This is a genomic window from Desulforhopalus sp. IMCC35007 (assembly GCF_005116575.1).
Taxonomy (GTDB): Bacteria; Desulfobacterota; Desulfobulbia; order Desulfobulbales; family Desulfocapsaceae; genus Desulforhopalus_A.
Genome location: NZ_SWCN01000002.1, coordinates 127,366 through 140,212, shown reverse-complemented (window position 1 = coordinate 140,212; position 12,847 = coordinate 127,366). Strand labels below are relative to the sequence as shown.

The 12,847-nt window shown below is 46.0% G+C and carries 11 protein-coding genes; 6 read left to right on the top strand and 5 right to left on the bottom strand.

Translation table 11 applies throughout. The annotated features are described in order from the left end of the window. Nucleotides 1–12: 12 nt before the first annotated feature. Complete coding sequence (locus FCL48_RS02490; RefSeq protein ID WP_205747622.1) at nucleotides 13–1,158, bottom strand: glycosyltransferase family 10 domain-containing protein; 1,146 nt, start codon at nucleotides 1,156–1,158, stop codon at nucleotides 13–15. A gap of 353 nt (nucleotides 1,159–1,511) precedes the next feature. Between FCL48_RS02490 and FCL48_RS02485 the strand changes: the two genes are divergently transcribed. Next, nucleotides 1,512–3,287: an SLC13 family permease gene (locus FCL48_RS02485; RefSeq protein ID WP_136870658.1), complete on the top strand. Its 1,776-nt coding sequence runs from the start codon at nucleotides 1,512–1,514 to the stop codon at nucleotides 3,285–3,287. A 53-nt stretch (nucleotides 3,288–3,340) separates the two neighbouring features. Here the strand turns inward: FCL48_RS02485 and FCL48_RS02480 are convergent, their stop codons facing one another. Continuing rightward, the gene (locus FCL48_RS02480) at nucleotides 3,341–4,186 is read right to left on the bottom strand and encodes a neutral zinc metallopeptidase (protein ID WP_136870657.1); all 846 of its coding nucleotides are present in this window, start codon (nucleotides 4,184–4,186) and stop codon (nucleotides 3,341–3,343) included. Nucleotides 4,187–4,213: 27 nt separating this feature from the next. Further along, a complete protein-coding gene (locus tag FCL48_RS02475; protein ID WP_136870656.1) occupies nucleotides 4,214–4,873 on the bottom strand; it encodes a DUF2959 domain-containing protein in 660 nt (219 codons plus the stop codon). Nucleotides 4,874–5,066: 193 nt separating this feature from the next. On the opposite strand from FCL48_RS02475, the gene FCL48_RS02470 reads away from it, so the two are divergent. The 3 genes from FCL48_RS02470 (at nucleotide 5,067) to ybaK (ending at nucleotide 8,678) form a co-directional block, all read left to right on the top strand. Then, nucleotides 5,067–5,276 carry a hypothetical protein gene (locus FCL48_RS02470; protein ID WP_136870655.1) on the top strand — a complete coding sequence of 70 codons (210 nt, stop codon included), beginning with the start codon at nucleotides 5,067–5,069 and terminating at the stop codon, nucleotides 5,274–5,276. 87 nt (nucleotides 5,277–5,363) lie between these two features. Further along, on the top strand, nucleotides 5,364–8,198 hold the full coding sequence (locus tag FCL48_RS02465) for a PAS domain S-box protein (protein ID WP_136870654.1): 2,835 nt from the start codon (nucleotides 5,364–5,366) through the stop codon (nucleotides 8,196–8,198). Between the two features lie 9 nt (nucleotides 8,199–8,207). Then, on the top strand, nucleotides 8,208–8,678 hold the full coding sequence (ybaK, locus tag FCL48_RS02460; RefSeq protein ID WP_136870653.1) for a Cys-tRNA(Pro) deacylase: 471 nt from the start codon (nucleotides 8,208–8,210) through the stop codon (nucleotides 8,676–8,678). A gap of 66 nt (nucleotides 8,679–8,744) precedes the next feature. Here ybaK and FCL48_RS02455 read toward each other — a convergent pair whose 3' ends face one another. Beyond that, on the bottom strand, nucleotides 8,745–9,977 hold the full coding sequence (locus tag FCL48_RS02455; RefSeq protein ID WP_136870652.1) for a lytic murein transglycosylase: 1,233 nt from the start codon (nucleotides 9,975–9,977) through the stop codon (nucleotides 8,745–8,747). Nucleotides 9,978–10,175: 198 nt separating this feature from the next. Between FCL48_RS02455 and FCL48_RS02450 the strand changes: the two genes are divergently transcribed. After that, nucleotides 10,176–10,634: a YqaA family protein gene (locus FCL48_RS02450; RefSeq protein WP_136870651.1), complete on the top strand. Its 459-nt coding sequence runs from the start codon at nucleotides 10,176–10,178 to the stop codon at nucleotides 10,632–10,634. A gap of 99 nt (nucleotides 10,635–10,733) precedes the next feature. After that, entirely contained in the window at nucleotides 10,734–11,453 is a 720-nt protein-coding gene (locus FCL48_RS02445; RefSeq protein WP_136870650.1) for a YkgJ family cysteine cluster protein, read from the top strand. A 231-nt stretch (nucleotides 11,454–11,684) separates the two neighbouring features. On the opposite strand, the gene msrB is transcribed toward FCL48_RS02445, so the two are convergent. Beyond that, entirely contained in the window at nucleotides 11,685–12,734 is a 1,050-nt protein-coding gene (gene msrB / locus FCL48_RS02440; protein WP_136870649.1) for a peptide-methionine (R)-S-oxide reductase MsrB, read from the bottom strand. Nucleotides 12,735–12,847: the final 113 nt, after the last annotated feature.

Sequence of the window (12,847 nt, the reverse complement as noted above, 5' to 3'; positions counted from 1 at the left end):
GGGTAGCTTTCTTTATAAGCCCCGGGGTTTGTTCCTCGATTTAAAGGTGAGACGGTGATAGGTTTTGGTTGCTACTTTTTCACTGAGACTTCTCAGCCCCGCCAGGGGGTTTTTTATCCGCATTGTTGAACGATTGCGAATAACCCTGCCCATGGTTTCCCTGCTTATCTTTGCATCCTGCTCGGCTATCTTACTGCTGAGAATGCCAAACAGGTTCTGCTCTTCGAGGACCCTGCGTCTTGCCTCGATAATATAGGGCAGACGATCTTCATATTCATTATTTGCCAGATGCGACTTGATGATCTCGCAGGATCGTTTGTAATCGTTGATATCAATGGCGATAAAACTCTCTTTAGGAAAGTAGTCCTGGGCGTTGGGAGCACCGTGATAAAACGGCAGCGTATAGCCAAGAAAAGCATCGGGCAGTTTTTCGGTTAAATGGTGATCATATACATGATTTTCAACGGCTATATGAAACTGATACGGATCAAGTACTTCAGCCTTGTCATTCATCGGGTTGACCCCGTGACCATAGATATCAAGTTCAGGAATCTCATCTTTGAGCCGCCAGGTAAAAGCGACCCGTGTGGAGTGCAGGGTCACATTCCCTGTACGCTGGGAACATACCGTTGAGAGTAACTTACTCTTTTGGGGCGGCCGCGCCTCTGCCATCTGATCCCAGGTTATATAGGAGCCGTCACCAAAGGGCAGACCGTAATGCCAGATCAGACCGGGATGGTGGTAAATGACGTTTGGATGGCGCATTGCCCATGGTTCCTGAAAAGTGATGACCGCCCCGAACTGCTTGAGATAATCCTTACCAAAGACTGTAATGGAAGAAGGTTCCCCGGTTATGAGCAGGGTTTTTTCTCTTGGACAAAGCAGTTTTTCTTCCGTAAAGAAATTCCCGCTTGGTGGCAGATCCTGATAGACAACCAGCCAGTCGTACGCCGTGCAATCAATATCAAAATCAAAAATGCAGTTTCCCCACTGTGGGAAAAGACCTGGAAATTGACGGAGAAAGCCTTCCGACGAGCGGCCCCGTCTCAGTCCCCTGTGCATAAACTTTACTCGAATAGTGGGTTCACCCCATTTTCCAAGCGATATATTCTGGTCCCCAAGCTTGCCGTCCAGATTATTAAATGAAAAAAATTTCATTAAAAAGGTGTCCTCGTAAAAAATACTCGTTTTTATTATAAAACCTAAATATTGCAAGTGGTTGGTGCATCATTTTGAAAAAATGATCCAATTTAAAAGCTCAAAACAGAGAATGCAATTTTTAGGTGCAATATCATTTTCCTGGCAGGTGTTGAGCCACCAGAAACAAATATGTCGCTCATGTCACTCTGGAAGCGTCAGAGCATCCTAGTGTAGAGGGGCCATAGCATCAACTTATTTCTAATGACCTGAGTCGGGTGGTACAGGTACTGTTACTAGACAAAGATTACAATCACCCCTAAAATAACAAGGAGCGATATTCTCCCATCAACCTGAAAACCCATCAAATTCATATGGATATCTGGATTATTTCTACGATACTGCTCATTACCCTCTACCTTCTCATCACTGAGAAAATTTCTGTTGACCTCACCGCCATCGGCATCATGGTACTTCTGGTTATCAGTAGAATTCTCACACCCAAAGAGGCGATCAGCGGTTTTGCCAACCCTGCACTCATCACTGTTGGGGCCATGTTTGTTGTCTCCAAAGGGATGATGCGCACTGGCGGAGTGGAATTTCTTGGCAGGAAAATCATTCAAATGGCCAAAGGCAATCATAAACTTGCCCTGATCATAATCCTGGTTTCCGTGGCAGTGGCCTCGGCTTTCATTAACAACACTCCCGTTGTGATACTTTTTATCCCGGTGGTTATGAGCATGTGCTGCGAATTTGGACTCAGCCCTTCCAAATTCCTCATCCCCGTTTCCTATGCCTCTATTCTGGCCGGTACCTGTACCCTAATCGGCACATCCACAAACATAATTATCAGTGATCTCAGTGTCACCAACGGATATGCCGGGCTTACCATGTTTGAGCTGTCGACTCTTGGGGTTCCCATTGCTGTTATTGGAATTATCCTCCTCTATTTCATCGCCCCCAAGGTGTTGCCGGATCTGGCCAACCCTACCTGCCAACTCAAAGACGGAGATCACAGGAAATATCTTGCTGAACTAAAAATCCCGGAAAAAAGTAACCTCATCGGCAAAAACCCTGATGAGTTATTTGCTGCTGGATATCCATCTATAAATGTCATTGAACTCATTAATAAATCAAACATTTATCACCCGGTACGGGATAAACGTATGACCTGCGAGGATGATATCCTGCTGGTAAAAGGCTCCCTCAACGACCTCGTGGCAATTCTCCGCAATGAACAGGTCGACCTGCCCACCTCGGAAAAAGATCTTGTTCTTGGTGCCCAGAAAGATGCGCCCATTGTAGTGGAACTTATCGTCTCTCCCCATTCCTCCCTGAGAGGACAAAAAATACAGCACACTGACCTGGCGCGTGACTCTGAGATACACATCATTGCCTTGAAGCGCTCCAATCTGCATATCTCCGAAAAACAGATTCACGATGTTCGACTCCAGACCGGAGACATCCTCCTTGTCTGGTGTCACGAATCAAAGCTTGAGTCAATCCGGTCAGATACACAATATATCGTTATCGAGGATGTTTACGAGGAACTGTTACACAAAAAAAAGGCTGCCTGGTCGATTCTCAATTTTATCGGCATGGTAGGTACAGCTACTTTGGGTCTTGCAGATATCATGACCTGTGCCCTTACCGCTGCATTTTTAATGATTATAACAGGTTGCCTGCAGATGCGTGATGCCTATAGAGCCCTGCAGGGGGATGTACTGCTTCTGATAGCAGGTACCATTGCCCTTGGTGTCGGGATGCAGAAAACAGGGGCAAGCCAATTCTACGCGGAAACGTTTATCAGCCTCTTTGCCGGATCTTCTCCGCTGATCGTTCTGGGGGCCATTATCCTGCTCACCTCCATCTGTACCCAGATTCTCAGCAATAACGCAACCGCCGTTCTGCTTCTGCCCATTGCAATCTCCACGGCACTTGGTATAGGGGTTGACCCGAAACCTTTTATCGTAGGGATCTGTTTTGGAGCGAGCGCCTGCTTTGCAACACCCGTTGGCTACCAGACCAATCTGATGGTCTACGGTCCCGGGGGCTACCGTTTTATGGACTATATGAAACTTGGGCTGCCTCTCAACGCCTTCGTGGTTATTACCTCGACCCTTTTTATTCCGTATATCTGGCCTTTTTAAGCAGAATAAAAGAAAGCGGCTACACAAGTGTGGCCGCTTTTGGGATTAACAGATTACTGGAAGGTATTACAGCTGTTAATGTTACCGCTCTGCAGCCCGGTACGGAACCACTGGACCCTTTGGGCAGAGCTGCCGTGGGTGAATGAATCCGGTACCACATAACCCCTTGCCTGTTTCTGCAGATGATCATCACCTATCATGCTGGCGGCGTTAAGAGCTTCTTCCACATCACCGGGCTCCAGAATATTTCGTACCCGGTTGGCATGATTGGCCCAGACCCCGGCGAGGCAATCCGCCTGGAGTTCCAGTTTCACAGATAGCTTGTTGTAGTCATTCTCTGAGATTGAGGCACGTCTTGCCTGAACCTTCCCGCTTATCCCCAGCAAATTTTGCACATGGTGGCCGATTTCATGGGCCACCACATAGGCCTGGGCAAAGTCCCCCGGGGCATTGAGCTTGTTCTTGAGTTCTTTATAAAAACCGAGGTCGATATAGACATTCCTGTCCGCCGGACAGTAAAATGGACCGGTAGCTGACTGGGCATAACCACAGGCAGATTTCACCGAACCTGTAAAGAGAATCAGTTTCGGTTTCTCATAGGTACTGCCCGCCTCCCTGAAAATTGTTTCCCAGGTGTCTTCTGTATCTGCCAGCACCACCGAAACAAAATCTGCTAGACGATCCTCTTGGGGATTAGCGACCCGCTCTGTCTGCTGCTGGGTTCCCCCATCCTGCAGAAGGTTTGAGTTGAGAATAATTGACGGATCAATACCAAAATACATGCCAACCAGGGCAAGCAGGACAATACCAATCCCGCCTCCTTTTATACCACCGCCAGAAATCCTGCGACCTCTCCTGTCCTCTACATTGCTGCTTCGTCGTCCTGTTTTCCAACGCATAGGTTTCTACCTCACACAGATAATCGGCTACTTTATATCGGCAATAAACTGATTTGACGACTCAATAGCGGTATTCATTTTTTTAACCAGACTATCGATCTCACCTTTTAAATTGGTAAACTCGCCCTGTAGTGAACCGATAGCCTGAGCGTTGAGATTATGCTTTAAGAACAAGACATTATCCCTAAATATCTTTAAAACAGGCTCCATGCTTGCTTCGGCCTGATGCATTGAGGCAATCATTTCCTTGTAGCGGTCTTTGGTTCGATCAAGCTGTTTTTTACTGGATCTGCGCAGTTCCTTATTCTGATATTCATCCAGTTCATCGGCCCATTCATCAAAGAGGTCACCTGCTACAGATTCAACCTTATCTATCCTCTCGGATACCTTGGTTGCTGCAGCGTCACTTTTTTCATACTCCTTACTGAGGCTGTCGTAGGCTTTCTTCAGATCCGTCTCTTCCAGCTTAACGACAGAATCGAATTGCTCGAGAGCCGATTTGAACTGTTGCTGTGCTTCGGCCTGCGAGTCCCTTGCCCCTTCAACCCGGTCAACCATGATATCTCTTTTATGTTTGCCAACTTTTTCCATGGCGCTGTAGTACGTGCTGGAACAGCTTACAAGCATTGAGGCACAACAGAGAACAATTGTAATTTTCAACAGAATATACGCCGACTTTTTACCCATCCCACATTCCTCCTCTCAGGGAATAATTTTTCTAATTTAAATTACAAACTTGAGTTTCAACCATTCATTCAGACGAGTGCAACACAAAAAATCCTCACGTTTCTCGCTTCATGGTACATTCGGTGATATAATAGTGAAAAAAGAAACAATCAGGTTTAATCTATAAGCATTTTCAACATAATAACAGCATAAAATGGATAACAATCCTTCTCAACCACCCAAAAAATCAACTCCATGTATCGGTTGTGGCGGATCTGGACAGACATCATTTTTCGGCGGGGCCAGCAGGTTTATGCTAACCTGGGAAGACTGCCCCGATTGCCATGGTACGGGAGTTGTTCTCGACGACCTTCCCAGTCCAGAAGAAGACCAGCCTGACCCGAATATATCCAAAGAGCTATAGAACGCGGCACACCTGCCACCTTAGTTTTTTCAATAACCGGTAGGGATATATAATGCATTGATATGTTTTTTCACTCTGGTTGAAACGATGCTGACAAAATCTTTACCTCTAAAATCCTTCTTTCCCGTTCTGCTTGGCCTTTTTCTTATCCTCTTGAATGGCTGCGGCAGGCTATCTCCTCAAATTTTTACCTCGGAAGAATTGCAGTGGCTGGCGGCACATACTGGCACGGTTGAGGTACTCTTTGGCTATGAGGCCCCGCCCAACGCCTACCATGACACCGATGGCTCCTACAAAGGGCTTCTCGTAGATTTTCTCAGCCTGATTGAAAAAAATATTGGCACAAGCTTTATCTTTCATAATTTTGCTGAGTGGGATGAGCTCATTGAATATTCCAAAATTCATCACAACTTTATTATTGTTGGTATCGCTCCAACAAGAGAAAGACAACAATACCTGAGTTTTACAGACCCATTTATAAAAGTACCCTACGTGATTGTCAGTCAGCGTTCTTCTGCCATAGAACATACCACAGATCTTCAGGGTAAAAGAATCTGCACCGTGGCCAATTACGCCATCAATGATTTTCTCGCAGAAAAATTCCCTGATTTTCACATAAGCCAGGTTGCCGATAACAGGGTAGGCTTACAGGGGGTATCCGCCGGAATCTATGACGCCATGGTCATCAACCAGATGTACGCCTCCTTTCTCATTGAAAACCAGGGCATCAGCAACCTGAAGATTACAGGAGAAAGCGGCTATCTGAACCGGCTTTCCGCTGCGGCTTCACTACAGGATCCCATCCTCTCGGCAATTCTGGAAAAAGCAGTGGACCAGATCCCCCCCCGGATAACACGCCAACTCTATCAGAAGTGGCTGGGGCATTCAGAAAATAGATTTGTTTCGCGTACCCTTCTGACTGCCCTGCTTGGGGTCATTCTCTGTATAACCACCCTGCTTGCTATTTTCTGGGGATGGAATATCAGTTTGAAAAAAAATGTGCGCCAGCGAACCAGAGACATACTTCAAAGCCGGAAAAATTATATAACAACACTCAATTCCATTGGTGATGGAGTAATAGCCACCGACGCCAAAGGTATCATCACAGGCATGAATCCCGTCGCGGAACGTCTTATTGGCTGCAGCATGGAAAAGGCCTTACATAAGCCCTTGGCAGCAGTTTTCAAAATTATTGACACCACGACCAGAGAGCCGCTGGATAATCCCGTTGCCGAGGTTGTAACCACCTCAAACACCATAAATCATCCACACCACCCGACTCTGCTTTCCTCAGACGGAACAGAGTATATCATTGACGATTCAGCAGCCCCCATAAAAGATGAACAAGGCAATATTTTTGGAGTTATCCTCGTTTTTCGAAATATCACCAGCCGTTATAGGATTCAGCAGAAACTCCGGGAAAACGAGCATCAACTGGCTCAATATATAGCCAAAGCACCTATTGGGGTAGCTGTCCTCAACCTCAGGCACCAATTCATCCACGTGAATAAGAAAATGTCTGAATTCAGTGGCTTTACAGAAGATGAACTCCTTCACAAAGAACTCAAAGAACTCCTCATCCACAGCTATCACGACGAACTGAGTCAAAAATTAACCAAGGCTTTACAATCCGGCAGCAGTAAGATTACCCCTGAATTTATCCATAAAAACGGTTCACGACTTTTTTCTTCCATAGAGATAGGCTTTATCAACAACGACAAATATCTCATTTTTTTCAACGATATACATCAGCAGAAACTCGCCGAAGAAGAACTTCTCAAGATGAATAAGCTCAGATCCATCGGCACCCTTGCTGGTGGTATTGCACACGATTTCAACAACATACTCATGGGTTTATTCGGCAATATAGAAATCGCAAAAGAGCTGACCGATCAGGACCATCAAGCCTATGAATACCTGGACCGGGCGGGTCGTTCACTGACCCGGGCCACCCGCCTGACCCAGCAGTTACTCACCTTTTCCAAAGGCGGAGAGCCGGTCAAGGAACATACACAACTCCTCACTCTTGTTAAAGAAACCATCAATTTTGATCTTGCCGGAAGCAATGTTCTCCCAGAAATACAAGCAGCTCCCGACCTCTGGCTTGCCAATGTTGATAAAGGCCAAATTGGCCAGGTTTTATCAAACCTCTTCCTTAATGCCAAACAGGCAATGCCCGGAGGAGGCCATATCGAGATCAAATTGAATAATGTTGCAGTGGACCAGAACTCTTCTCTTCCTCTTCAGGCTGGAGATTATGTGTGTGTTACGCTCGCCGATTCAGGAACAGGCATTGAGTCAAAACATCTGCAGAGAATCTTTGATCCATATTTTACCACCAAGCAGACCGGAAGCGGCCTGGGTCTGGCATCCACCTACTCCATCATGGTAAAACATAAGGGACACATCCAGGTGGATTCGATCCAGGGACAGGGAACAACTTTTACCCTCTACCTGCCTGCCATACGCAAAAGCACAGCATCCCAAAGTGCACCGGCAAACATCGTGCTCAATGATCTCACCAACTGTCGTATTCTGATCATGGATGACGAAAAGGAAATCCTTAAACTCACGCGCAAGATGGGTGAAAAATCGGGAGCACAGATAACCACAGTCGTCAGGGGTGAAGAGGCAATTTATGAGTACCAGGCGGCACTAACTTCAGGCAACCCATACGATGTGACAATACTTGATCTCACCGTACCAGGTGCAATGGGTGGCCAGGAAGCCGCTGCTCGCATCAAAGAGATAGACCCTAAAGCTCAGCTTATCGTCTCAAGCGGTTACGCTGAGGACCCGGTGCTCGCTCATTATAAAGAGTTTGGTTTTAGTGAGGTGTTGAGTAAACCCTATACAAAAATTGCTTTTTTGCAGGCAATTGCTAAAATAATTGCTCGACAAGTTACCCTCAACAAAAACTGAAAAAGAACTATGACACCTGCAATAAACGAAGCCAAAAAACAAAAAATACCGTTTACCGTCCATCAGTATTCTCACAATCCAGACCACTCATCATACGGGTTGGAAGCCGTCGAGGCCCTCGACATTGAGGCGTCCAGAGTTTTTAAGACACTGGTGGTTCAGCTTGACAATAAGACCTTAAGCGTCGCTGTCGTTCCTGTCTCAAACCAGCTGAACATGAAACTGTTTGCCAAGGCGGCAGAAGTGAAAAAGGCAGCCATGGCGGATGCGGCGCAGGTTGAAAAATCAACCGGATACGTTCTGGGAGGAGTCAGTCCGCTCGGACAGAAAAAAAGATTGCCGACAATTATCGATGCCTCTGCCGGCAACCATGAAACAATCTTTGTAAGCGGTGGAAAAAGGGGGCTTGAAATTGAATTGAAACCGGCTGACCTGTGTCGTCTCACCTCCGGCAGTTTTGCGGCAATAGTACAAGATTAACGGGAAAAATTTTATAACAGGCCCTGCTGGCCTGTCATAAAACAATGGGCTCTTTCAACTCTTCAACTATTTACGCACATGCTGCAAAAGCTCCACACTTGGCTCACCATCTACTTCAAGACCTTTGTCACGCTGATAATTACTGATGGCCTCCCGGCTTCCTGTGCCAAGATTGCCATCAATGGCACCGGAGTAGTAACCTTTTTGTAAAAGCAGCTTTTGCAACTCGATTTTTTCATCGACCACCAGTGACCCTGCGGGTCTGGGCCACCTGGCGGTCATCCCGGAAAACCCGTCAATCTTATCAGCCAGCATGCCAACGGCAAGGGCATAGGAATCTGAGCTGTTATAGCGTTTTATGACATAAAAATTTTTCATCACCAGAAATGCGGGTCCATGAATTCCTGCAAAATATTTCAAAACCGCCTTGTCATCCGGCCAGGCGAACTCTTTTCCATCAGGACGAGTAATTCCAAGCCTCTGCCACTCCTTGAGCAGTTTCGTTTCCCCTTCATAGGTATAATTCCCAGCCGGGACAACAACCTCATACCCCCATGTTTTTCCGGTTCTCCAGCCATTTTTATTGAGCAGGTTGGCAGCGGTTGCCAGGGCATCGGGAATTGAATTCCAGATATCCCTGCGGCCATTTCCATCCATATCCACTCCATAGGCAAGATAGCTCGTTGGAATAAACTGGGTGTGGCCCATTGCTCCAGCCCATGACCCCATAAATTGTTCCTTTTTCACATCTCCTGCCTGTAGTATCCTGAGTGCAGCCACCAGCTGGGTGCGGGCGAACTTAGCCCGTTTGGGATCCCCGTACCCAAGAGTCGCCAAAGCCCGGGGAACATAATGGAGACGATCCGTTTTTTGCAAAATATCCCCATAATTCGATTCCATGGACCATATAGCAAGCAATACGGATGGTCTAACACCAAATTTTTCTGAGACCGCCTGAAGGGTTCTACCGTAGTATCTCCCCATCTTCTCCCCTTTTGCAGCGGAGAGCGTATTAACCCGGGCATCAAGATAATCCCAGATTTTCGTGGTGAATTCAGGTTGGTAGGCCGCTTTTTCAAGAACCACAAGGTCAGGCTCGTTAACCCCTGCAAAAGCCTGGTCCCAGATCTTTTTTGTTACCCCCTCAGCTTTAGCTACTGGATAAAAATCCACTATCCACTTTTTAAATTCGTCGGCAGCCTGTACCCTGGTGGCAAGACTGAACGTGAGAAAGAATAAAATTAAAAACGCAGAAATTTTAAAGCGTTGCTGAAATAAAGATTGTATTTGAAATATCATGGCATTTTGATCTGATTTTTCTTTTATTAACAAGGCACTGACTACGTTTTTAAATATGTCAGATACCAGAACCGAAATTCTTTTCCCATCACTTTTATGCTAGTTGAATCCCGGACCTCATCTTTCTATTGTCCTTACTGTAAACTAAAATCACCACATCACATCCCTCAATTATCAAGGTGAAGTCGTACAATTTTTATGGATATTCTTTCATCACTTGGTTTGCTCCCCAGCCTGCCTCTTCTTTTTTTTCTCAGCTTTCTTGCAGCAACAGTCCTGCCAATGGGCTCCGAATGGCTGTTGGTAATAATGATTGCCCAGGGTTTTTCTCCAAAGGAAACGGTCATCGTTGCGAGTATAGGAAATTACCTGGGGAGCTGCACAACCTTTTTCATCGGCAGGTATGGTTCTGATTTTATAGTTGAAAAAATACTACGGATAGGTGACACCCAGCTTGCACGAGCTAAAAGATTTTATGCAAGGTATGGTGCCTGGTCGCTTTTAGCAAGCTGGTTTCCTATTATAGGCGACGCGCTCTGTCTTCTGGCCGGTATTTTTACCTTAAACCTGTTGCGATTTTCCATACTGGTTTTTCTTGGTAAATTTTCCAGATATGCTACTGTGGCATATCTTGCCCATAGTGCCCTTATTGGTTAAGCTCCGTGAAAGACTGCCCCGTTCAAACAGGGGTCAGGGGGGCGGGGTGGGTACATTTAACCTATTTTTACTGATGTACAGCAGACAAGGCTGCTTGCAATGAAACATAAAATTTTACACAGCATCTACACAATCTTTGAAGACTGGAGTTCAAAGTCAAACCCACATTTGGCCTGTTGCAAAGGCTGCAGTACCTGTTGCACCCAAAATGTGACGATCACCGCCCTGGAAGGGGAAGATATCCTCCGTTATGTCATCACCAAGAAAATGGTGGACAAATTTGCAACCGCACTCCTGCAATCAACGGATTTCAGCCGGCCCAAGTACACCACAAACGACTTTGCCAAGGCCTGCCTGGATGGTCGGGATCTTGATCCCGAGATCCAGAGCGACAACGGAGGCTGCCCATTTTTAGAAAATAATCTCTGCACCATCTACCCTGTCCGCCCTTTCAGCTGCAGGCTTTTTGTCTCAGATGTTACCTGCAGTCCCGGAAATCCAGCCCAGGTATCCGACCTCCACCTTGAGGCCTCAACTGCTGTAACCCAGGTCATCGAACACTTAGGGCAAAAGGAGTACTGGGGAAATATGTTTGATGTGCTTTTGGCTCTCCTGGACATAGGTGAATACCGGGAAATAGCGGATCGATTCAATCAAACCCTGATAATCCAGGCACGCATGTGTACCCTCACGGCAAAACCTCTGCCCGGTTTTCTCCTCAGTGAAGAAGAGGGTCCCAAGGTTGCTCAACTCCTGGAAACCATCTTTGAAACCGAGGTTGACCACAAACGTATTGAAGATATCCTCAACGGCAAATAAGCCTGCAGAGAAAAACGGCCCCCGGAAAAGTTGCTTCCAGAGGCCGTTTTTTTTAGTCACATTTATCAAAGTTCAGAAAATTCTCTTAAGGGTACCTTGAAAAATAAGAATATTTGTTCAAACTCGAGTTGTTTGAGGAATTTTACCACAGGCATATAATTGATATTCCGAGGATAAAATTCTGAGAACACCGATGAATTTGGGCAAATTGGCAATCTTTCAAGGTGGCCTTTATTCAAAGAGAGCCTTGAACTCCCCGTAACCTTCTTTTTCCAGCTCTTCAAGCGGAATAAATCTCAAAGAGGCTGAGTTGATACAGTACCGAAGGCCGGTTGGTGCCGGACCATCATCGAAGATATGACCCAGATGGGAATCACCGCCTGCACTCCTCGCCTCTGTTCTGACCATGAGAAACTTCACATCTTTTTTTTCTACAATGTTTTCCGCCACCAGAGGTTTGGTAAAACTTGGCCACCCGGTACCCGAGTCAAACTTGTCTCTGGAACTAAAGAGGGGCTCCCCGGAAACGACGTCAACATAGATACCATCTTTTTTATTGTTCCAGAATTCGTTGTCAAAAGGGCGTTCTGTCTCATCTTTTTGTGTTACATCGTACTGAATCTGACTCAGCTTTGCCTTCAACTCCTCATCCGAAGGTTTGGTATATTTTTTTATATTGGCCTTATCCTTCCAGGTATTCTCCAGAAAACCGGCCCGACCCGAGCCAACCTTGTACGCTTCATAATGCACACTGTTTTTCTTATAGTAATCCTGATGATACTCTTCAGCAGGGTAAAAGGGCATTAATGGAAGAATCGCAGTTACAATGGGTCGACTGAATATCCCAGAGGCTCCAAGTGCTTTTTTTGACTCGTTTGCAGCTTGTTTTTCCTCATCATCTCCGTAAAAAATTGCAGTTTTATAGTGATTTCCGCGATCGGCAAACTGACCGCCAGGGTCTGTCGGGTCAATATAACGCCAAAAGGTGTCCAACAACTGTGAATAGGATATCTTTTTCGGGTCATATGTCACCTGAACCGATTCAATATGAGAGGTGCTGCCACTGGATACCTGCTCATAGCTTGGATTTTTTTCTTCTCCACCGCTATAGCCCGCCTTTACATCAATAACACCTTCAAGGGCCTCAAATGGTGGTTCCATACACCAGAAACATCCACCACCAAATACAGCGGTTTTATACTGAACAGGATTCTTTTCGCCAACGGCTACAGCATAAAGGCATAACACGGATGCCAGGGTCAGCAGTATCAGGTATTGCATAATTTTCCTCCGTTAAATTTCATCTGCACAACTCACAAGATAGGCATGGGATTCTTTTTTATCAAGAGCATCCAAGCAAGCCACTAGTTACTCTGCTTAAGTGTTATGCTACC